Origin of the sequence: Bythopirellula goksoeyrii, assembly GCF_008065115.1 — a bacterium.
In the GTDB taxonomy this organism is placed as follows: Bacteria; Planctomycetota; Planctomycetia; order Pirellulales; family Lacipirellulaceae; genus Bythopirellula; species Bythopirellula goksoeyrii.
This window is the reverse complement of record NZ_CP042913.1, coordinates 1,412,848-1,434,717: the sequence shown is the minus strand read 5'-3', so window position 1 is coordinate 1,434,717 and position 21,870 is coordinate 1,412,848. Positions and strand designations below refer to the sequence as shown.

The following is a 21,870-nucleotide window of genomic DNA, read 5'->3' as shown; positions in this document are numbered from 1 at the left end:
TGGAAAGCTATCGATAGGTACATTCTTACCACGCATGTCTCTGGATTAGTCAGAACACTATACCTATGAATTCTCTCATTAGTCCGGACAACACATGGGCTCTCTGGGCAGTAATCATTGTTGGCACAACGACTGCAATTTGGCTGGAGCAGTCCTACAAGTGGGCTGCCAAGCTGAGTGGTCCTGTCCTTGCGCTGGTGCTCGCTATGGTGCTCTCAAATATAGGTGTCATGCCGACTGAAGCCCCCAGCTATGCATTTGTAGGTGACTTTCTTGTTCCGTTGGCCATCCCTCTGCTCTTGTTACGTGCCAACCTGTTCCAAATTGCCGAACAAACCGGATGGATGTTCGTCGCTTTCCACATCAGCATCCTAGGTACGGTGCTCGGCGCTGCACTAGCGACCGTGCTTTTGCAAGGAAATATCGACCATATTGCTGAGATAGCTGGGATAATGACAGCCAGTTATAGCGGAGGAGGAGTAAATTTTTTCGCGGTACGAGAGTCGTTTGGCGTAAGTGAGAATCTCACAAACCCTCTGTTGGTTGCCGACAACTTTATAATGGCAGGAATGATTTTGGTTCTTTTGGCTATTGCGGGAAGTTCATGGTTTCGACGTTACTATCCCGCTCCACATTCGTCAGAATCAAATGATCAAAGCATCGGAACAACAGCCTCGGAACATTGGCAACCAAAACCAATTGGTCTACTAGATATTGCCAAATGCTTTGCAATAGCCTTGTCTGTCGTTGCTTGCGCCCACCAACTACACCGTATCGTGGTGAGCAATTTCAATCCTTCTATAGCCACTTCTATATTTGGCAACATGTTTGTGCTAGTTACCTTCTTTTCGATGCTAGTGGCTACATGTTTTCATCGTCTGCTAGAAAAGATAAATGGTGCCGATGAGCTTGGTAGTTTCATGTTGTACGTATTCCTTTTCGCGATCGGTTTGCCAGCAGACATTTTAACGGTACTTAGGAATGTTCCTCTGCTTTTCTTGTTTTGCCTCATCATGGCGTTAACCAACCTCACGGTCACCCTGATACTGGGAAAGCTTCTCAAGATCGACTTGGAAGAGTTACTGATCTGTGTCAGTGCAACACTGGGAGGGCCGCCAACGGCTGTGGCTTTGGCTATCGCCAAGGGCTGGACGAACCTAATTGTCCCCGCCTTACTCGTCGGAATTTGGGGGTATGTTGTTGGTACGTTTTTAGGCGTGCTTGTTGGCGAGCTAATGCTGAAGATTGTGTAGATTGACACTGCGCAGCCAGGCTCGACGGAACACCATTACTTGAGATCTATAGACCGAAATTATATGAGTCATGTGTACGTATTTCGCAATATCCACAATATTGCTGTTGGGTTTCTTTAACTCTTGTCTTGCGGAGCAGTTCATCTTAAACGGAAACAAGAGGCCAGATTGGCTTTCAAGTGAAGGCTTGGTGATGGCTGGCAGTTGGGAACCGTTGCCCTTCCGAGTTCGACGTGATGCCAGTTCGGGGTATTTCCCTACGGACGAGCAAAAGTCTTTCTGGGAGCTAGGACAAAGTCTAGAAATGATCCAATGGCTCAAGGCCTTAGGAGTCAATTCTATCATAATGCACTGCTGCAATGGAGGAGAATTGGAGTTGGAAGCGGATCTGATGACTGATACGACACTGTTCGCAGAGCAATGTCACCAAGAAGGTATACATGCCGACGCCTATTCCTTCGGTGGCGTCATGCTCCCCAAGTCGTTACTAAAAGAAAATCCTGGAGCAAAGGAAGTGATAATGCTGACACAAGCAAGAACTCCCTAAGAACATGGACACACAAACTACTGCCACTACTGGAACCAATGAGGTGGCCTACTTTTGACGGGCGCGCCCGCCCAAGCGCACCATTGCAGCTACGCTGCTAGGGAGTTGGGGGTGGCCCTACCAACAGAGTTAACCCTAGAAACGAAGGTGCGCGTCTTGACAGACACTACCTATTCGGACGAGTTTTCAGGAATACGGAAACCACTTCTTGATACTTTTTCTTTTGCAATTTAATCCGATGCTAACGCTTGCAGTTCGTTGACAATTGTTGCTAGTAATTGAAACTGATTTAGGGGACATGTAGATTACCTAAGCGTTTGTTATCGAAGTGGATGATCATCTGCTGAGATATTGTGTCAGGTTGTATCACACTTCGATTTACCTCATTATTAATATGAAAGCTCTCGTCAAACGGAAAACAGAGGCTGGACTATGGCTTGTTGACGTCCCTGAACCGAAAATTGGCATAAACGATGTGCTAATCCGTGTTCAGAAAACGGGCATCTGCGGTACTGACCTGCACATATATAACTGGGATAAATGGGCTCAACAAACAGTACCGGTTGGTTTAGTTGTCGGGCATGAGTTTGTTGGAGAGATCGTTGAGGTCGGTGCAAACGTCAAAGATTTTCATTCTGGGGATGTCGTCAGCGGCGAAGGGCACGTTGTTTGTGGACGCTGTCGTAATTGCATGGCAGGGCGAAGGCATCTTTGCAGGGATACACAGGGCGTTGGGGTCACACGCGCCGGAGCATTTTGTGAGTACATCAGCTTGCCAATGACCAATGTTTGGCATCACGCAGAAGGAGTCAATCTCGAAATTGCATCGATCTTCGATCCGTTTGGGAACGCAGTCCATACTGCCCTATCGTTCCCAGTGCTGGGCGAAGACGTGATCATCACCGGAGCCGGGCCAATTGGGATCATGGCAGCAGCCATTGTAAGGCATGCTGGTGCGCGACATGTAGTGATTACGGATGTAAATTCATATCGATTGGAGTTGGCGACAAAGATGGGTGTCAGTCGGGCCGTCGACGTTCGATCAACAATGCTAACCGAAGTACAACGAGAGCTCGATATGCACGAGGGATTTGACGTAGGACTAGAGATGTCAGGCAATTCTTCCGCATTTTGCGATATTCTCTCGAACATGTGTCATGGGGGAAAGATCGCGTTACTAGGAATTCCCGAAGAAGATACGGCTATTGACTGGAATCAGGTTGTATTCAACATGCTCACCATAAAAGGCATATATGGCCGTGAAATGTATGAAACCTGGTACAAAATGACAGTAATGATTCAAAGTGGACTCGATATTCAACCCGTCATTACTCATCGCTTGCACTACACTGAGTACGAAACGGGCTTCGAGGCGATGCGAGCTGGAGAGTCGGGAAAAGTCGTTCTCGACTGGACTTCATAGGGATATTACATGAGTACTTTTATAGAACGAATCGAATTGCAACTGGCTGAAACTCGCAAAGCAGGCCTCTATAAGGAAGAACGTCACCTGAGGTCGGCGCAGAACGCGCGAGTTCAAGTTACTGCTGGTGAAAAGTTGAATCTCTGTGCAAACAATTATTTAGGATTGGCAAATCATCCTGAAGTCGTAAAGGCGGCACATGAGGCACTTGATAGATGGGGATACGGCCTAGCTTCGGTACGCTTTATTTGTGGCACACAATCATGCCATGAAGAATTGGAGAAATCACTTAGCCAGTTCCTTGGCACACAAGATACCATTCTGTATTCCTCATGTTTCGATGCTAATGCTGGGTTATTTGAGACGTTACTCACCGACGAAGATGCGATCATTAGTGACGAACTCAATCATGCTTCGATAATTGATGGTGTGCGGCTATGTAAAGCGAGGCGTTTTCGATATCTGACAGGTAACATGCAGGACCTGCGCGAGCAACTTCAAGCAGCCGATGCAATTGGCGCGCGTACCAAGCTCATCACCACTGATGGGGTATTCTCCATGGATGGCAGTATCGCCAAGCTAGATCATATCTGTGAACTAGCCGACGAGTTTAACGCTCTGGTTCATTTTGATGACTGCCACGCGGTGGGTTTTTGGGGTCCGAACGGGCGCGGAACGCACGAACACTGCGGAGTTGTGGATCGCATCGACATCACAACTGGTACTCTGGGTAAGGCCCTCGGGGGAGCTAGCGGTGGCTACACTAGTGGAAAACGAGAAATCATTGAGTTCTTGCGTCAACGATCCCGGCCCTATCTTTTCTCAAACAGCGTTGCTCCACCTGTCGTAGGTGGTGCTATCAAAGCGTTGGAAATCGCAGGTTGCTCAAATCAACTCCGTGAAAAACTAAGAAATAACACCAATCTGTTTCGCTCGGAGATGGCCAAGCGAGGCTTTGATATACTATCCGGTCAGCATCCGATCATTCCGATAATGCTTGGTGACGCCAAGCTGGCGACTCAAATGGCAACTGAGCTTCTAAACCTGGGGGTCTACGTAATAGGGTTCTCATACCCAGTCGTACCGAAAGGAAAGGCCCGAATTCGAATACAAGTCTCTGCTGCACATAGCGAAAACGATTTGCAGTTTGCAGTAGAACAATTCGTACGAGCAAGAGCCAAAGTGCAAAGCTAGTGGACTAACGAAGCGAAATCACATTTGTGACTTCTTCTTCTGCATATTACGCGGACTGCGAAAGAAGATTGACATCTTGCGAACTGTCATTTCAGATAACCAATCATCCGCTGGCTCTGATATCAGAATGTGGTTGCTGCACACCGTTCCGTATACCTGTAGTATTTCAGCATTCTGTAACTGCAACTGCTAATCCACCTCGGGAAGTCTCCTTGTATTTCGAGAGCATATCGCGACCAGTTTCACGCATCGTTTTAATCACTCGATCCAAAGAGACATGGTGTGAACCGTCGCTGTTGAGGGCCATGGTTGATGCATTTATTGCCTTGACAGCCGCCATGGCACATCTTTCTATGCAAGGTACTTGCACTAGTCCGCCAATCGGATCACAAGTCAATCCGAGGTTGTGTTCCATGCCGATTTCCGCTGCCATTTCCACTTGAGGAACCGTGCCGCCCAATACCTCAGTGAGAGCACCTGCTGCCATTGAGCATGCTACCCCAATCTCCCCCTGACAGCCAACCTCCGCACCTGAGATAGAAGCGTTGACCTTATACAGTATTCCGATGGCTCCAGCAGTAAGCAGGAATCGAATCACCCCATCATCGTTCGCCTCGGGTATGAAGCGAGTGTAGTAATGCAAAACTGAAGGAATGACACCTGCCGCTCCATTCGTTGGTGCAGTTACCACACGGCTGCCTGCAGCATTCTCTTCACTAACGGCCAGAGCAAATAGATTGACCCAGTCAAGCACCGCAAGCGGGTTGCGGAAGTTCTGCTCGTCTCGGTTGGAAAGAGTTCGGAACACTTCTGCAGCTCGACGTTGAACCTTCAGACCGCCGGGTAGCGTCCCTTCTTGTCGACATCCACGCTCAACGCACTGCTTCATGACAGTCCAAATATCTAGCAGGTTTGAGCAAGTCTCGGCTTCACTACGCCAGATACTCTCATTAGCAAGCATCATATCGCTAATGGATTTTCCGTTTTCGGCAGCCAATCGCAACAAGTCATTGCCCGTGCGGAATAAGAAAGGCTGCACTGCTTTATCCGAAGACAACTGGTCTTGGGCAGCGTCAGATTCATCAACTACGAATCCACCACCAATCGAATAGCATGTGTAGTCTATCAGAATCTCACCAATTGAATCGTAGGCTGTGAACTGCATGCCGTTCGGATGAAATGGCAATGTCTCCTTTCTTAGAAACAGCAGATCAACTCCTTCATCAAAAGAAATCGTGGGGCCTCCAGGCAAGCAACATTTCTTTTTAGTGCGGATCGATTGAATCTGAGATTCAATATCATCAGGATTCACCTTTTCTGGTATCGCACCCTCTAGTCCGAGAAGTATCGCCGTGTCAGTGCCGTGCCCCTTGCCAGTCAGCGCGAGTGAGCCGAAGAGGCGCACTACTACTCTTCCACATTGTTCCAGTTTGCCGGCATCACGAATCCGCTCGAGGAAATTCCCAGCGGCTCGCATGGGGCCGATTGAGTGTGAGCTAGAGGGGCCGATACCGATTGTAAATAAATCTAGAACACTAATTGCCATAGGAGTGTGCCTCTGTATTGTCGTTCGGAAATTGTTTGGATGACACGTGTTTACTGCTTCAAACGACCGCCACATCCAGGACGATTCGCCAAAGACACGACGCCTCTATCAATTGTTACACCTTCTGCGGGGTCATTGCCTAAAAGAATCGCTCCATCAAGATCGGCGTAATCTAACAAAGGCAGTAATTGGGCAGCCGCCGAAATGCCAATTGAAGTCTCGAGCATGCAGCCTATCATTGTGTGTAAGCCTAGTGAGCGCGCTTGCTTGAGCATCGCAAGGGCGGGAGTTGGCCCGCCACATTTACACAATTTCACATTGATCCCGTGAAAGGCTCCGGCACAACGTTCGACATCTCTAGGGAGGCAACAACTCTCATCGGCGATGATCGGCAATGCAGATTCTCGGTAGACCAGTTCTTGCTCTTCCTTTGTTGATTCCCGAGGTAGTGGTTGCTCGATAAACTCGACACCGAGATCTTTAAGAACGATGGATTTTGTGATAGCTTCTTGTACAGTCCATGCACAATTAGCGTCGACACGCAGCACCGCATCCGTATGGAGTCGCAAAGCACGAACGATCTCAATATCGTCAGGCACCCCTAGTTTGATTTTGTAGATCCTCCAACCAGGTTGTTCCTTGAGTTGGAGTACCATTTCCTCCGGAGTGCCGATACTGATTGTAAAACTGGATTCAGGTAAGCTCGTCCATTGCAAACCCCATTCTTGATAACAGGGGCGACCGTGGAGTTTAGCAAAAAGATCTTGTGCAGCCATATCCAAGGCAGAGAGTGCAAATCGGTCAGAGGAAAGCTGCTCATTGACAGCTTCCCAAACGGCATCGCCCGAGGACAGGCAAGTTGATTCTACGCGAGATGTGACACGAAGAATGGATTCTGTCATGGTTTCCAGTGAATGGCCGTAATAGCCGTTTTCACCGACTTCGCCGAACCCACTCTGGCCGTCTTTCTGGAGTTCGACAATCAAGATTGTTTGTTCATTCACAGTGCCCCGAGAGATCTTAAACGGCTTGAGAAGAGGGACTGATATTTCGTGAAGTAGTAGTTTCATGCTAATATCTCCGCTCGACAACCAATTAGTGGCCGAATGTGAACTTATGCCTTTTCTCCGAATAACTCGCAGTTGGTCCAAGCGGTCTCGCCCGACTTGAACGGAAAGGCTTGATCTCTCAAGTTGCAGGTATTGTAACTACTTGCAACTCCCATGAGCGAAAATGACTTGCGATCTCATACACTCAAATAAAAACTTAAGATTCATGCGTCCAGATACTTAGTCCCATAAGGATAACTAAGCAGGCAGTATCTAGCATGTGATTAGCTAAAAACTCTCCCTGTAAGAGATGCAAATACTCCTTGTTAGTGAAAACCTTGCGTGAAAGACTGTGGGGAAATGTCGGTTGAGTCGGGCCGAGCATGAACGCTGGGACAGGCTCTGTTGAGGCCCCTTCAACTTATAATCCTTCCTCCTTGAGTGGACTGCACTTAACCCAGCAGCCTTGTGCCCTTTGCACGATCACAGTCAGTAAGAGTTCAATGTTAGCTTTCTCGAAACGTACACGCCTCTACTTCGTACGCGAGCTATCAGTACTAGTTGCCTCGATAGCTTTCATAGGCATTCCGGTCACTGTTCAGGCTAACGACTTGCAAGATGATAACTTTGCTGAGCTATTGCCACTCGAGTGGAAAACAGAAAGTCTTCAGCTTGGTGTAATGGCATTCCTTGATACAGATTTTGTCTTTACCGATCTCCCGAAAGAACTCATAGGTAAAGATTTTATCCGCACCAATTTCATCGGAACACGCAAGGTTTGCACAAAACCGGGACTGGTTTATGCCATTACCCCGATAAGGCGTTTGCAATCGTTCAGCCAAGTACCTGAACTGGAGAGGCGTGGATTTCGTTTAGTCAAAGGAATCGCTGAATTCGCCCCCTTTGGCGAGCAATGGGATGGTCTACTCTGCAATGTATATGCAAAACATGTAGAAAAGGACGAGCGAATTGATTTACCTTCGCCTAAGGTAGTCCTCAAGTCGCATCCCAGCAGTGAAACGCAACCAGTACCCATCAGCAAGGGAAAGTGGTGCATTATCATTGCGGAAACTCCTATGATCTCTGGAAGTGTTGGAGCAGTTTCCAGACGTCAAGGTTCACCATTTGATCCTCCGCTGGCACAGCACTATACCATCGCCGCCGAAGTACCCAGCCTCAGATACTTTATCCACGACCCAGGGTTTATTCAGCTTCCTAATGGTGAATTCATCGCGTTCAGTCCTTGTTGGAAACGTCCCTCACGGGTAGGAAAAAAAGAAGGTGGATATATTATAGTCACCAAGAGCAAAAATGGAGGTAAGACTTGGGAGCGAATGCCCGATCTGCCGTACGCCGAAGCAACTCCATTCTTGGCACAAGACAAGCTCTATTTATTTACCCAACCGAAGCAACATCAAGATGTTTATTATATGTGTAGCAGTGACAACGGTGAGAGCTGGACCGAAGCTGTTAAAGTCATGGAAGGTCCTTTTTGGAACTGTCAAACAAACTTCGTCGAAAAAGATGAAAATCTCTACTGGGTTCTCGACAAGAATCATCAGGGCACCGTGGCAATCGCTGGAGATCTATCTATGGATCTCCTTGATCCTAAAGCTTGGAGGGTCTCAAATTTTCTCGAACCTGTGATGACGCCGCCAGAGTTTCGTCCCACTGGTACAAAACGCTATGCTTCGCAGAAAGAGAAAAGTCGCTTTCGCGACTGGAATCTTGAAGGAAACCTAATGCTCGTCGACGATCAAATTCGCATCGCGGCTCGAGTGAACCCAAATCCAGGAGGAACACCTGCAATCGCAACCTTATTTGATCTAGAGGACAAAAATGGTCAACTCACTCTATCGTATGATCAACATTATCCTTGGCCGGGTGCGCAAAGCAAGTTCGCCATTCTTCACGATTCAAAGACGAATCTTTTCTGGATGGCATGTAACCTAGCCATGGGACCTTTGGGAGAAGAAGCTCCGGACAGAAGGTATCTCATGCTTTACTTTGGCCATGATGGGCTAAATTGGTTGCCTGCCGGCTGCGTGGCTTTTGCACCTACCCCTGGCCAATCGTTTATGTATCCCTCCATGCTAATTGATGGAGATGACATCGTCATCCTTTCGCGAACGGCACGAGAATCAGGTCACTTCCACGATGCTGATTTATCAACATTTCATCGGATTAAGGACTTTCGATTGTTGGCTTGGTATTGACGGGACTGGTTCAATTGAGGCGAATCGCAGCTATCTTCATGTGCTGACGCCAAGCTCTTGTGGTGATATTCTCCGATTTTATTGACCTATCTGATTCTGATTCGCCCTCAACGAGACTGCCCCAGCTCTCAAAACGCCTGTATTTTCTTCATTTGCCGCAAAAATACATTACCCTGCCAGACAAACAATCTCCTTGTTGGAGCTTGCATCGCATGGAAATATGGGAAAGAGATGCACGTGGGAAGTCGTGAGCAAAACGACATCTTGTGAGTATTGCGTGGAGTACGTTCTGTGAGTCGAATCCTTAAGTTTTAAGGAAATCACTTTATCTTGACTTTTTTGTTGTGATCACTTTTGATCTCGGAGTTTACTTTCCCTTTTCTTGAAGCGAGGTGTGTTCTAATGAAAATGAGACAACTAGCATTTGCAGTAGCCATGATTTGTGGCGCTGCAATGGTAACAGGCGATGCATTTGCGATCGACATTCCGGTGAACAATGCATTGTTTGATTCGCCTACCTTGCCTGCAACCAGTGCTCCCACTGATGGTCGTGGTAGTTGGGGTTTAGCAGCTTGGTCTGGTGGGGATGTCGGCACTTATTCACCCGCCCCTCCTTTTCCTAGCCAGGATGGGAACAACGTTGGATTTTTATCGGTCAGTGGGACACAGGCTGGCGGTGCGGCTTTCTTTCAAGATGTGACGCGAATACAAGAGGGAACATACTCAGTGACAGTCGACGTTGCCCGCGAACCGGGTGCTGAGCCGACTACCGTACCTTTTAAAATCAACTTTGAAGCGGTTGACTTCGGTCCTTTTGCGTTTCTGGGAACCAACGATTTCTTGGTAGGATCATTCAACAGTACCGATTTAACAAGCGCGACGGCAACGGTAACAATCCCGAACGGATCAGCTAACATTGGTCAATACTTGCGGCCTGTCTTATTGGTAGAAGGGCAAGATGCCGGAAGTGTTCCTGCCAATTCACGAGCGACCTATAACCTTGACAATGTCCGAATGGACTATACTCCTCCAGCGGGAACTCCGGAACCTGTTGTCGTAGGGCAGCATTTATTTGATCCTCTAGCTTGGCAAAGACCTGCCAGCTTAGGGAACAGCGCTGGTGAATATAAGCCCCTTGCACCAGCACTACCAAATCAGGTGGGCGATCAATTAGGGTTTATTGCCTTGCGAAACTCCGGCGGGGGCTTTGGAGCACTCTTCCAAGACGTGACCACAATTGCCGAGGGAACTTACACTTGGACGATCGGGGTTGCCTATGATTCCGGCTCCGAACCGACCTCAACCCCGTTTAAGTTGAACTTTGAAGCAGTTGGCGGTGGCACCTCATTGTTGAGTGAGAATATCTTTCCAGTTGGATCGGCCAACAGCACTTCGTTTACAGACGTTTCTGTTAGCCTTACTATTCCAGCTGGATCGGCGGATATCGGGCGAGATCTGCGATTGGTGATGGTTGCAGATGGCCAGGAAGCCGGAGCCACCTACCTCTTCGACAACGTGCGGCTGGATTTTGCACCTGTGCCTGAGCCGACATCTGCAGTTCTTTCTATCATAGCATTTGGAGCTGTTGGGTACGGTCGTTCGCGAAGGTTCACTCTCCAATGCTAGATTAAATGTAAGAGGTATAGACACCCCGGTGGTGCTCGCATCATCGGGGTGTCTTAACTATTGCCATAGCCTTTCAACTATTTCGACGCTGATTTCGGCAATCCGGACCTCTGCACGTCTTAAACATCTTGCCACGAGTTCGACGTAGAATGCAGAGACAATCCCACCTTCACAAGAACGCTCGCCACGAATTATAATGCGTAAGCAACTTGCCGGCACCCGAGGCCAGCTTGAGGGCCAACCGCCTGCACTTCAGAATTGGGCGTAGTCATAACGATGGTGCAACTCTCGATAACGCATTCGTCGATATGCCAGTGCTCCCTGCTGAATGGCCCTATCTGGAGGATGGTACTCTACAGGGACCAGTAAGATATGCGATGGCTCCATCCGAAAGGGCACTGCTGTATAGCACAGCCATCGAAACGGGGCTGCGATCCAACGAACTCCGCAGCCTCACTCGCGGCAGTCTGTTCCTCAACTCGAATCCACCCTTCATAACCTGCGAGGCCGGCTCCACCAAGAGTCGCAAGAAGGCTACCCAGTACATTCAGGCTGACCTGGCGTCCTCGCTGAAGACCTTTATCACCACGAAGATGACTCTGACCTCAGTCTTCGAGCTTCCGGCCAAGACTGATCTCGCCAGGATGCTGCGAGAAGACCTAGATGCTGCTCGTAGGGCCTGGATCAAGGCGGCCATCAAGGATGCCGACGAGTACGTGAGACGCGAGCAGAGCGACTTTCTAAGAGACACCAACAACAATGGGGAATCGTTTGACTTCCACAGCTTGAGGCACACTTGTGGGGCCTGGCTGGCCATGACAGGGGCTCATCCGAAGGCCGTTCAATCGATCATGCGTCATTCGACCATCACGTTGACCATGGACACCTACGGTCATCTCTTTCCCGGCCAAGATGCTGACGCGGTGGCAAGGCTTGGCTCTTTGCAGATCCAGCCTGAACAGGAGCTAAGGGCAACAGGCACGGACGATGAGCCAACAACAGGCTCGGACAAAGCGCAGCTTGTGGCGCAGCAGTTGGGGCGCGAAAGTGTGCAACGAAGTACGAAGCCTTGCAACAACGTGACATCAGAAAGGGAGAAAGAGAAAACGCACAAGCCCTTGCAGATTGCAGACTTAGGCGACAGAGTGCAAGTCGATGCGACGACTAGCGAAAGTGCTCCCCGTTGGAATCGAACCAACAACCTACTGATTAAGAGTCAGTTGCTCTGCCAATTGAGCTAGGGGAGCCTAAGGCGAGCAGGGCATTGTACTAGATGGCATGGACCCGTATCTACCCCTCGATATCTCGGGGTTTTCTTGGATTCTTAAGGCCCCGGTGAGCTCGACTTGCCGCGCGGACTGCCTGACATTTTCACGGAATCCTTGACCATTCGACTTTGAGAAGCACCGAACTTGGGTTACGCTGTGCAAGTAGTTGCAATTCGTTCATTCCTGAGTTTCATTGAAAGGGATCGTTGCATGAAACGTTCCAGAGTTGCCTGTTGTCTTGTACTGCTGTTTCTTGCCGATCTCGCTGTCGCCCAAACTGAGATAGACGAGCGGCCATTGGTCATTGGCATTGAGAAAGTAGTTGACTCTGGAGTCTGGCCAGATTGGTTGACGGGAGTCGATAGTGGCCTCCATCAAGAGGTTCGACCAGTCCTTACTACGGGGGCAGGCGACGGATCAAAGAGGCTGTTTGTGGCGACGCAACGAGGAACCATTCACATCGTGCCAACTGAAGGAATGGTCAATCAAACGCCGCTGTTCCTGGACCTAAGAGATCGAGTCGATTTCCGGACGGAGGATAATGAAGAAGGGTTTCTTGGCTTGGCTTTTCATCCACGCTTCAATGAAAACGGTCTATTCGTTGTTTGCTACACAGCACTCCCAACTAGCGAGAATCCCCATCTTACCATTGTTTCAGTCTTCTCGACTTCCTCAAGCGATAAAAATGTCGGCGACCCTGAGAGTGAGCGAGTATTGATGCAGATTCCGCAACCCTATAACAACCACAACGGTGGTACGGTTGTATTTGGTCCGGATGGATATCTATACATCGTAGTGGGAGATGGCGGCGCCGCTGGCGATCCCCATGACTATGCGCAGAGCCTTCAGGAACTGTATGCCAAGGTATTGCGAATTGATGTTGACCGACAGGAGTCGGGACTACCTTATGCAGTTCCGCCAGACAATCCGTTTGTCGCTCATCCAAATGCGCGAAAAGAAATCTGGGCGTTAGGGCTCCGCAATGTGTGGCGATTGTCATTCGATCGCGACAGCGGAGTATGCTGGGGTGCTGATGTGGGGCAAGATGAGTGGGAGGAAATTAATATCATTCGTAAGGGTGGCAATTACGGCTGGAGTTTGCGCGAAGGGAAACACGACTTTCATTGGTATCGGAGCGGGAGCGGTCCAAGATCAGACCTCATCGAGCCTATTTGGGTATACAACCATAGTGTTGGCAAATCTATAACCGGCGGGAGCGTATACCGTGGAAAGGCCGTGCCTGCTTTGTCAGGAGCGTATGTATATGGCGACTACGTTAGCGGTCAAATCTGGGCCCTCTGGTATGACGCACCATCGGATCGAGTCACTGCAAACCGTACGATTTTAAAAGGAGGTAAGCCGATAACTTCTTTTGGAGAGGACGATGATGGAGAAATGTATTTCACAACACAAAATGGAGACGTTGTGAAGTTTATCTCGATCGATTAACCGGCAATCGAGGATTTTCAAATTGACGTCGGACATCCGCGTGCATTGAATTCACCTTTCAATAATCAACGCCATATCCTGCCCAGGATCTATCGACGGAAGAGAAAGTGATGAGGTGCCGTTCGATTCTTCGAGTTGAACCTGTTCCAACTCACGAAACTCCCCGGAAAGCGTATCGAAAAGTCGCATCGTATAATCTCCAGAGGGTACTTCATGGAAGTAGATCGAGGATTCAGCGGCTTTCAAACTCCCTTTATTGTGTACCCAAACAAATAGACTGCCATTAATGCGGATACATTGGCTCTCAATGGATTCCTGGCTGGCTGTTATAGCAATGTCGCTCCAATCCTTGCTGTTTGATTCAGTCATGCAAGCCAAAAACTTTGCAACAGGCTTGTACAGCTTCCAATCGCCTTGAGAATCGTGAAACTCCCACCACCAAGTAAGAGGCAGAATGGGTGTCGGGGACATCATTCCCCGCCACAGTCCAAGATGTAGTTCTCGCTTGAACTTTTGCGCCTGACTCCGATCTCCCGACTTCCAGGAATAAGAGAATTCACCAGCGACTGCCGGTTTGCCAAACTTCGAGTTGGTCTGCCGTAGAAGTTTTACCAGTCCATCAGTTTTTCCATAGGGATGGAGCATAACCAGGTCAATATCGTCAATCTCCCAGAGTCCGTCCGGTGCTTTGACGGAGATGCTGGTAGTAATCGGGTGGCCGTATGGATCAATTTCATGTAGGTATTCGGCCATCTCCTTGTGCCAAGCAACTAGAGCGGCTCCGGAAACCGGTCCTCGATTCTGAATGTGGTCAACTTCATTCCAAAACTCCCAAGCAAGCAAATGAGGGTGTGACGCAATTCTAGCTACGAGATGTCGCAGCTTTCGCTTGTACAAGGTGATCGCTTCTTTGTTCGTGAAAAACTCCTCCGGCGTATTACAAGGCCCACCATTTTTGGAATTGTAGGGATTCTCTTTCCAACGATCGTTGCCAGGAAAACTACCCGAAACTGTCTGCAACTCTCCGTGGTAGCCTAGTACGAGATTTATGTAGATGCCATTCAGTTCTGCCAACTCCAACAATTCATCCAACCGTCTAAGTGAATCCTGGTTGTGATCTCCCAATTCTCTGTCCCATTCTAAGGGCATATTCCAGGGACACATCCAAGTTCGGACCGTGTTCATGCCTTGATCGGAAAGCTTGGGGAACAAGACATCGTAAGTATGTTCAGCATGCCTACGTCGACGGGGCTCCCATCCAATATTCAAGCCAATTCCGCGAAACAATTCTTGATTGTCAAATCGCATAAAGTATGGCATTTTTTGATTAGCCCGCAGAAACCCTCTCTTTCGAGAACCTTCAACAACATTGAACGCAACTGGTACACTCTCTGCTTTACTTTCCCCGTTCAGCAGAGCGTACGCGGTGTAACTGCCAACCTCTCGGGGAGTAAATCTGCAATGCCAAAGACCGCGCGCTTCGTCTTTCTGATTTGTAAATGCAGGAAGGACAATCTTCTCACCATTTGAGGCAATAGCGATCACTTCAACATTTGCCGAGTCCAGTAAATCGCGTTTGGTTTGTTCGGTAGCTAGGTCAAACTCGATCTCGAAGGTCAATTGTGACCATCGCTCGAATTGACCTTGCGGCAAGCGCAAAGTGACACTTTTGTTGGCGTCCTGTGCAAAGATCGTGAGGTTTGAATACTGAAACAGAAGAACAACACATAAAAGAAATAACGGAAACCTCGGGTACTCCAATTGATTTCTCAAGTTGTGAGCACAAAAAGTAATGGCACGTTTATCTTTTGTTACGATAGAGCGGTTTCGGATACGCCACATTGTTTCCCAACTCCATAGTCAGTCTGGGCAAGCGAGTAAATGGTCGATAATCTCATCCAAAGGACAAGTTGCCAACGCTACATACTTGTCTGCTCCGCCGTAATAGACGAAGAGTATGCCATTGAGAACTACCTTTCCACATGGGAATACGCAACCTTCATAAGGGCCGTGAATTTCATAGTCAAGTTCAGGCTGTAGAATCCAATTTGGTGTGCGATGCAAGACGCGTGTGGGGTCATCTCTATCTAATAAGAGAGCACCTAATCGATAGTGTTCGTCAGGCCCAACTGCGTGATAAATAGTCAGCCACCCTTCATCGGTGAGTATTGGAGGCGTGTTTCCTCCAATCTTCGTCTCCCAATCGTATTTGGCGCTAACCAATAGTTGACTATTACCGAGCTTGAGCAGATCTTCCCCGTGCGCAATCCAGATGCTAGGGAAGACAGTGCCGTATTCATCTCCCACCCACTCCATGGGTCGGTGCATCATGTAGTATTCTCCTCCAATCTTTTCAGGAAATAATACTACGTCTCGGTCATCGAGCGTCGGATCAGTAATTCTTCCCGCTCGGATGAACGTCCGAAAATCATGAGTAATGAGCAATCCAGTACTCGTTGAATTCGTCCGAAAAGCATGAGGGTAACAGGGATTTACTAGTGGAGGACGCCAACGTTTGCGCGGTGACAGCCAATACTCGCCTGGCGGATAGGGGCGCGTGGCATAGGTGATTAAGTAGCAGCCATCATGATTGACAATGCGAGGATCCTCCACACACCCTGCGTCGAAACCATCCTTGCTAGGAGAGAAAAAGGGGGTATCGTGCCTTTGAAAGTGATACCCGTCCTCGCTCGTTGCTAAGGCCAGGCGGACAACATGCTCCGCATCATTCCCTGCAGCTCGATAGAGCAGCATGACCTTACCAGTTTCTTCATCATACCACGCGCCAGGGTTGGTTGTGACCAAGCTCTCCCAATCATGCATGGGATTTGGAGAGAGAATAGGGTTCTGTTCGAAACGTTTAAGCTTTAACTGCTTGAGACATTTTACGCTCATTCAAAAAATTCCTATTTCGATTGCCTAGGAAGATTGCGGCAAATTCTTGTACCAATAGTGATATAGTCCAGCCACGCTAACAGTGAACACGAATGCAGTGATTGCTGCAGGTAGCCATTGTTGAATCAACAACTGCATCGGAAGCAAATACATCGAGACCATCCAAGTAAGTCCAAAGGGAAGGGACATGAGATCATTGAAATGCTCCCGTTTCATTTCAGTCAGCTCATCATCTGCAAGAGCGGATTCTAATGGCTTCCAGAAGCCAAATGGTCGCGTAATTCGGTAGAAACGCTCGAGGGTATTCTTATCCGTCGGAGCTGATAAGTACGTACCACCGACTGCAGCCGCCAAGCTGATTGGAGTAAGTACCAGAAACTGCTGTACTTCCGTAAGCGAGAACCCCCAAAAAGTATCTGCAATGAGCACCGCAAGTGCAGCAATCAAACCACCGATCATACTTGTAACAAAACCTGTCGCATTGAATCGCCACCAATAAAGACGTAACAGAATCGGCATACCAATTCCTGACCATAATCCCATGGCAATCCAGCCCCAAATCATGTTTATGTTTGGCACCTTATATGCGAGCACGAATGACACTACGACTAACAAAATGCAAAAGGTGTACGTCGCGAAGAGAAGTTCGCGCATAGATGCCTCGGGTCTGATAAACCTGCGATAGATGTCGTTGGTAAACATTGCTGCCGATTTATTCATCGTCATGTCGAAAGTCGACATAAGAGCAGCCATGAGCGCGATCAGGACGACACCACGAAACCCGCTGGGTATTGAGGTAAGCAATACATTTGGCATGATGCGTTCGGCGTCGACGGTGCCTTGATAAGTAAGCAGTGAAAGTTTATCTGACCAGTCGGAGCCAAGAAGAGTACTCAAACCGCTTGTAAGTTCAGCAGGAACCTCTCGAGAGTTATGCTGCAAATCTGATATAGTTTCGCGCCAATGAGCCGGTGTCGTGTCGACATGTTCTCGGATCAGTGCTGCTGCTTCTGGCAAAACACTTTGATCTGGGATTGTCTTATGGATCATTATGACGCCCAACACTGCACAAGACATCATCATGGGCCAACGCATCGTCATTAAGACCGACCACAGACAGGCCAGTTTGCCGCAATCTCGCTCGTTGCGGGCTGCAAAAAATTGCGGTTCATGACCGGTCCCGAAACCGTTAATAATCAACTTGTTCAATATGAGAAAAAACAGAGTGTATGAAAGCAAATACTTGTACTGTTCGTAGCCAGCAGGCATGTTCGGTTCGTGGTAGTTAGGAAATGATAAGGTCCACGTCTCCATTTTCGTGACATCCACTACCAACTGCTGAAACTCCGTCACACTACCAATTTCACTCACGGCGACCACTATCAGAATGACACAACTAGCAATTACTAAACCACATTGGAAGAGGTCGCCTATCACGACTCCGTAAAGGCCTGATGCAGCCGTATAGAGGGTGGTAATCCCGAAGATAATGGCAGAACATTGCAAAGGGGAGAGTGGGAGGAACAGAGAGAAGAATAATCCTGTTCCCACAGCAAGATAGATAATCATGCTTGCTGTGAAGACGATGAATGAGATCGCGGTTGCCAATCTTGCAATATCCGAGGTTCGTGTCTCGCCGAAACGAAAAGTCATCCATTCTGCAAGAGTCATGCATCCTGAACGCCAATGCCATTTTCCAGTCCAAATCATTTGGCAAATTAGTGCCAGTGAAACACCGCCTCGGAATTCGATGTAAAGTCCACGTGGCCCGAGAATGTACAAGAGCGATACGATCAGCATGGTTCCAGCGACATCAAACGAATAGCCCATGCCCGATGCACCCAGCATCCACCAGGGCAATCGCTTCTCGGCCAGAAAATAGGACTGCATACTCTTCGATGCCTTCCGCTGCAATCCAATTCCGATCAAGATCATCGCAGCAAAATAGACACCGATTACGATATAGTCCGGTCTATCTAGGTAATTCATCGATAGTCACCATATCAGCGATTCTGCGCGATTCAACGAAAGGTATGTATTGCTATGGAGATCGATACAAAGGGGGCATTGTCTCAGCCGTTTCGAGTGAAGTCAGGATCACAACCCCTCGGCCATCGAGGGCTATCTTTAATCCACTCTGGAAATCGACTTCTGACAGAAACAGTGACGGTGAGGGAAACACGTCACATCCTTGGTTATCGATACTGGTCGGCCAAGAATCTGGTCGATCATCGGAATCCAAATCGAAGTAATCAAAGCGTGCCAACGTAGTTAGAACCTGCATTTCCGGTATATGGACTCTAACAGTTCGAGGAGCATCTTCGCGATTTACAATCGCCAATGATATGTGGTTCGTACCTTCTTGGCTTATTCGCGCTGCTGCGATAATGACAGGGGCGTCTTGATCCAACTCTACATTGACAATCTCACAACCTGCAGGGAAATAACGTGAAAGTAGCGACCAAGTAAAAAACCATGGTCGGAGTTGGGCATCGCTGGGATCGCCCATTTGATTTCCTAGACTGTTCCACATCCCCCAAACTTTCCGCCGCTCGTAAGCATCCTTAGGAAGTGGCTCATCGTCGCTTCGCACGATCTCACCGTCACCGAAGAAGTGCATTGCATCATCGAGATACCAAGCAATAAAGCCATGGGATCCACCCCTCATGAGCTGAACTGCGGCGTCGGCCATCTCCACGCCATAGGAGAAACCGAATACGTTTGGCTGTCGATCATCTTCCGTTTTACCATCCACAATCCCCAATTCGCCTAAAATATAGGGCTTGCCTGGGTCACACTGCGAAATGCAGCGGCATTGCTCACGGCATCTCTGTTCAACTGCACCCGCGTTGATCTCATCGCGAGTGACATACCAGTGTTCATCATAAATGGCAGTAACTTCGCGTAGTTCAGAGTCGGTTAGAGTTTTTCTTAGCCATTCGCTATTTGCGTCAGGCGCCGCGATAGCAACCCTGTCATGAAGTCCGGAGCGTTGGAGATCCTGATGGAGATTTAAAATTGCACTGCGCCATTCGTCAAAACACCCTGCAGTTGAAGACCAAGAACCATGTGGCTCATTGATCAGATTAAAATAACGCACACACTGATAAGAGCGTCGCCTGAAGAGTTCCATGAGGAATTCCACGACAATCCTAGTCCAGAGCGGGTCATCATTTGCCAACGAAATTCCTGTGACGCTCGTGGGAGCTCCCCATTCCCCCAAAATAACCTGAGTACCGTTCGCCTCACACCAATCAAGCAGTTTTACAAGTTTGTTGACGTAACTAGAGTCGAACCTGTAAGTCGGCTTTCCGCTTCCATCAATATCATGCCAATAATAAAAGGCGGATTGCATTGTTCGGAAAAGTGGCGATCTCATATACGACAATCTCTTAAAAATACGATCCCACTCAAGTTCGTTAATATCCCACCATGGATAGGCGTCGCACTGCACACCAACTCCCAGAAAGTCCCGAGAGACCGCGCGACTAAGATCGACACGGACCTCGATAATTGGCAATTGTCGAGGAGTCCCCAGTTCAGAAGAGAGATAATTAGATCGCATCGGCGCAACAAAGACGGTTAACTACCAGTTCATCAACAGGAAGCAACGTATTCCTTGTTTGACGCGACTGTAAAACTGCCAATACAAGTAGTTGTACACCCTGCCAGGGTTTATTTCAAGTTACCACCCTTTTGTTGCAAACTGGCAGACGAAAGCGTCGTCCAATGCCTATCCGAGGAGAATGCACTCTAAAATGGCTAGTTACAAATGCCATGGCCTAGTGAGATCAGACTCTAAATAGGAATTCGCCTCCTCCGCCTTCGAGCCGATGAATCTCTCTGAAGCTGGATCCCAATTCAATCGAGCATTCATTCGACACGCTATGTTGCCAATATGGCAAATAGTCCCGCTGCGATGGCCGACTTCAACTGGAGCAATAGGTTCATTTCGGCTTTTGACACAGTCTAAGAAATTTCGATAGTGATTGTCTCCGGAACCAAGCCGAATATCATTGGCTCCAGGCTCCCAAGTTGCAAGCGATTCTGGAATTGTAAAGAAATTTGCTCCCAATTGATCAACTCGGACTAGTCCTTCGCTGCCTTCGAAAATACATCTAACGCTTGGCTCCGCAGTTTGGCAAATCAGTTCGATTCCATTGGCGTAAACGCACCGAAAACAGGTGTAAGTTGCCGCGTTGAATAAGCTACCTTCCGGAAGAAAATCCGCGAAGAGACATTCCACTTCGACTGGACCAGAGTCGTCCATTCCGAGCCCCCATTGAGCCATGTCGTTAGAATGTGCACCAAAGTTTGCCACCTGTCCGCCTGCATAATCATAGTTGAAACGAAATCGGTACAAACATCGATCCTTGTGATATGGAGCTTCGGGTGCTGGACCTAACCACATTGGATAGTCAAACCCGTCTGGTACAGGGGTCGGGGTCCATCCTGGTCCGGGACCTACTTTATTGTGGCGTCCCACGTGTGTAACGACACGCTTGACTTCTCCAATCTTTCCATTGCGAACTAATTCGCAGGCTCGTCGGACCAGAGGATTTGAGCGTTCGTGACTACCAGTTTGCAGAATACGTTTGTGTTGTCGTACCGCTCGTACTATTGCCTGCTGTTCAGAAACAGTTCTCGCAAGAGGTTTCTCACAATAAACGTCTTTATGATTTTCGATCGCCATCAATGTCATGATCGCGTGCCAATGGTCAGGTGCTGCCACAATCACGGCATCGATGTCATCTCGTTCGATAACTTTGCGAAAGTCGTTATAAGCGTCACACCCTTTGTATACATTACTCGGTCGTCGCTCAGCATAGAAGTTTTCAACTATCTGCTTGGCCGGTTCTCGACCTAGAAGTTGGTGGTCATCCTTGTAACCATTGCTTCCACGATTAACATCGCAAACGGCAAGCACCTGAGCATCAGCTTGCTCAAGAAACCGTTTCATTAGAGGCGTGCCCTGATTACCTAGTCCGATACAGCCCAGCGTGATCCTATTGCTCGGAGCGTTCGCACCAAATGCTCTCGCAGGAACAAAATATGGGGCGGTGATTGCACCTGTAGCCGCCGCTCTTAGAAAAGAACGACGAGAGTGATGGTCTAATCGATCTGAGACCTTACCTGATGTTTTTGTTTTAGAACTCATTGAAATTGCTTTAGGGCAAATATGTTTTTGTGCGTATAGGATGAAATAATTTCAATTCAAACTCCGTCGCAGTAACATTGTCGGCCCGATGTGCACAGCGTCGGCGTCGCTACTTTTCCATCGGGTCCAAGTTGTTCTTGCGTCTCCCCGCACCAATATGGCTGTGTATCGCTTAGATGTATTTTTCCCGGTCGTTCGTCTGGGAGATAATACATGCTCTTTGAACGCAAGCTTTGGCAACATTTC

14 protein-coding genes, 1 tRNA gene and 1 pseudogene are annotated in these 21,870 nt (G+C 48.5%); 8 read left to right on the top strand and 8 right to left on the bottom strand.

What is annotated here, in order from left to right:
• The first annotated feature begins 65 nt into the window (after nt 1–65).
• The 4 genes from Pr1d_RS05745 (at nt 66) to Pr1d_RS05730 (ending at nt 4,417) form a co-directional block, all read left to right on the top strand.
• Nucleotides 66–1,253, top strand: coding sequence for a DUF819 family protein (locus Pr1d_RS05745; protein ID WP_148072637.1), 1,188 nt, complete (start codon nt 66–68; stop codon nt 1,251–1,253).
• Between the two features lie 70 nt (nt 1,254–1,323).
• On the top strand, nt 1,324–1,800 hold the full coding sequence (locus tag Pr1d_RS05740; protein ID WP_148072636.1) for a hypothetical protein: 477 nt from the start codon (nt 1,324–1,326) through the stop codon (nt 1,798–1,800).
• Nucleotides 1,801–2,194: 394 nt separating this feature from the next.
• Nucleotides 2,195–3,223 carry an L-threonine 3-dehydrogenase gene (tdh, locus tag Pr1d_RS05735; protein WP_148072635.1) on the top strand — a complete coding sequence of 343 codons (1,029 nt, stop codon included), beginning with the start codon at nt 2,195–2,197 and terminating at the stop codon, nt 3,221–3,223.
• A gap of 9 nt (nt 3,224–3,232) precedes the next feature.
• On the top strand, nt 3,233–4,417 hold the full coding sequence (locus Pr1d_RS05730; RefSeq protein WP_148072634.1) for a glycine C-acetyltransferase: 1,185 nt from the start codon (nt 3,233–3,235) through the stop codon (nt 4,415–4,417).
• Between the two features lie 166 nt (nt 4,418–4,583).
• Here Pr1d_RS05730 and Pr1d_RS05725 read toward each other — a convergent pair whose 3' ends face one another.
• Together Pr1d_RS05725 and Pr1d_RS05720 are read right to left on the bottom strand one after the other, a co-directional pair.
• Complete coding sequence (locus Pr1d_RS05725; RefSeq protein ID WP_148072633.1) at nt 4,584–5,963, bottom strand: L-serine ammonia-lyase; 1,380 nt, start codon at nt 5,961–5,963, stop codon at nt 4,584–4,586.
• A 50-nt stretch (nt 5,964–6,013) separates the two neighbouring features.
• Nucleotides 6,014–7,033 (bottom strand): dipeptide epimerase, encoded by a 1,020-nt coding sequence (locus Pr1d_RS05720; RefSeq protein WP_148072632.1) that lies wholly within the window; start codon nt 7,031–7,033, stop codon nt 6,014–6,016.
• Between the two features lie 482 nt (nt 7,034–7,515).
• On the opposite strand from Pr1d_RS05720, the gene Pr1d_RS05715 reads away from it, so the two are divergent.
• From Pr1d_RS05715 to Pr1d_RS26625, 3 genes and pseudogenes are all read left to right on the top strand, one after another.
• Nucleotides 7,516–9,228, top strand: coding sequence for a sialidase family protein (locus Pr1d_RS05715; protein WP_148072631.1), 1,713 nt, complete (start codon nt 7,516–7,518; stop codon nt 9,226–9,228).
• Nucleotides 9,229–9,630: 402 nt separating this feature from the next.
• Complete coding sequence (locus tag Pr1d_RS05710) at nt 9,631–10,854, top strand: PEP-CTERM sorting domain-containing protein (protein ID WP_148072630.1); 1,224 nt, start codon at nt 9,631–9,633, stop codon at nt 10,852–10,854.
• 308 nt (nt 10,855–11,162) lie between these two features.
• A pseudogene (locus Pr1d_RS26625) lies at nt 11,163–11,741 on the top strand (site-specific integrase); the annotation flags it as partial.
• 287 nt (nt 11,742–12,028) lie between these two features.
• Here Pr1d_RS26625 and Pr1d_RS05700 read toward each other — a convergent pair.
• Nucleotides 12,029–12,101, bottom strand: a tRNA-Lys gene (locus Pr1d_RS05700).
• Nucleotides 12,102–12,332: 231 nt separating this feature from the next.
• Between Pr1d_RS05700 and Pr1d_RS05695 the strand changes: the two genes are divergently transcribed.
• Nucleotides 12,333–13,571 (top strand): PQQ-dependent sugar dehydrogenase, encoded by a 1,239-nt coding sequence (locus tag Pr1d_RS05695; protein ID WP_148072629.1) that lies wholly within the window; start codon nt 12,333–12,335, stop codon nt 13,569–13,571.
• Nucleotides 13,572–13,622: 51 nt separating this feature from the next.
• Here Pr1d_RS05695 and Pr1d_RS05690 read toward each other — a convergent pair whose 3' ends face one another.
• From Pr1d_RS05690 to Pr1d_RS05670, 5 genes are all read right to left on the bottom strand, one after another.
• Entirely contained in the window at nt 13,623–15,230 is a 1,608-nt protein-coding gene (locus Pr1d_RS05690; protein WP_168205072.1) for a cellulase family glycosylhydrolase, read from the bottom strand.
• A 201-nt stretch (nt 15,231–15,431) separates the two neighbouring features.
• Entirely contained in the window at nt 15,432–16,466 is a 1,035-nt protein-coding gene (locus Pr1d_RS05685) for a glycoside hydrolase family 130 protein (protein ID WP_148072627.1), read from the bottom strand.
• 24 nt (nt 16,467–16,490) lie between these two features.
• A complete protein-coding gene (locus tag Pr1d_RS05680) occupies nt 16,491–18,455 on the bottom strand; it encodes a sodium:solute symporter family transporter (RefSeq protein WP_148072626.1) in 1,965 nt (654 codons plus the stop codon).
• A 52-nt stretch (nt 18,456–18,507) separates the two neighbouring features.
• Nucleotides 18,508–19,845 carry a glycoside hydrolase family 5 protein gene (locus Pr1d_RS05675; protein ID WP_148072625.1) on the bottom strand — a complete coding sequence of 446 codons (1,338 nt, stop codon included), beginning with the start codon at nt 19,843–19,845 and terminating at the stop codon, nt 18,508–18,510.
• A 387-nt stretch (nt 19,846–20,232) separates the two neighbouring features.
• Nucleotides 20,233–21,624 carry a Gfo/Idh/MocA family protein gene (locus Pr1d_RS05670; RefSeq protein WP_148072624.1) on the bottom strand — a complete coding sequence of 464 codons (1,392 nt, stop codon included), beginning with the start codon at nt 21,622–21,624 and terminating at the stop codon, nt 20,233–20,235.
• Nucleotides 21,625–21,870: the final 246 nt, after the last annotated feature.

Coding starts and splice junctions, on each gene's coding strand:
- Pr1d_RS05745 (WP_148072637.1), top strand. CDS start 66: ATGAATTCTCTCATTAGTCCGGACAACACATGGGCTCTCTGGGCAGTA.
- Pr1d_RS05740 (WP_148072636.1), top strand. CDS start 1,324: ATGTGTACGTATTTCGCAATATCCACAATATTGCTGTTGGGTTTCTTT.
- tdh (WP_148072635.1), top strand. CDS start 2,195: ATGAAAGCTCTCGTCAAACGGAAAACAGAGGCTGGACTATGGCTTGTT.
- Pr1d_RS05730 (WP_148072634.1), top strand. CDS start 3,233: ATGAGTACTTTTATAGAACGAATCGAATTGCAACTGGCTGAAACTCGC.
- Pr1d_RS05725 (WP_148072633.1), bottom strand. CDS start 5,963: ATGGCAATTAGTGTTCTAGATTTATTTACAATCGGTATCGGCCCCTCT.
- Pr1d_RS05720 (WP_148072632.1), bottom strand. CDS start 7,033: ATGAAACTACTACTTCACGAAATATCAGTCCCTCTTCTCAAGCCGTTT.
- Pr1d_RS05715 (WP_148072631.1), top strand. CDS start 7,516: ATGTTAGCTTTCTCGAAACGTACACGCCTCTACTTCGTACGCGAGCTA.
- Pr1d_RS05710 (WP_148072630.1), top strand. CDS start 9,631: ATGAAAATGAGACAACTAGCATTTGCAGTAGCCATGATTTGTGGCGCT.
- Pr1d_RS05695 (WP_148072629.1), top strand. CDS start 12,333: ATGAAACGTTCCAGAGTTGCCTGTTGTCTTGTACTGCTGTTTCTTGCC.
- Pr1d_RS05685 (WP_148072627.1), bottom strand. CDS start 16,466: ATGAGCGTAAAATGTCTCAAGCAGTTAAAGCTTAAACGTTTCGAACAG.
- Pr1d_RS05680 (WP_148072626.1), bottom strand. CDS start 18,455: ATGAATTACCTAGATAGACCGGACTATATCGTAATCGGTGTCTATTTT.
- Pr1d_RS05675 (WP_148072625.1), bottom strand. CDS start 19,845: ATGAGATCGCCACTTTTCCGAACAATGCAATCCGCCTTTTATTATTGG.
- Pr1d_RS05670 (WP_148072624.1), bottom strand. CDS start 21,624: ATGAGTTCTAAAACAAAAACATCAGGTAAGGTCTCAGATCGATTAGAC.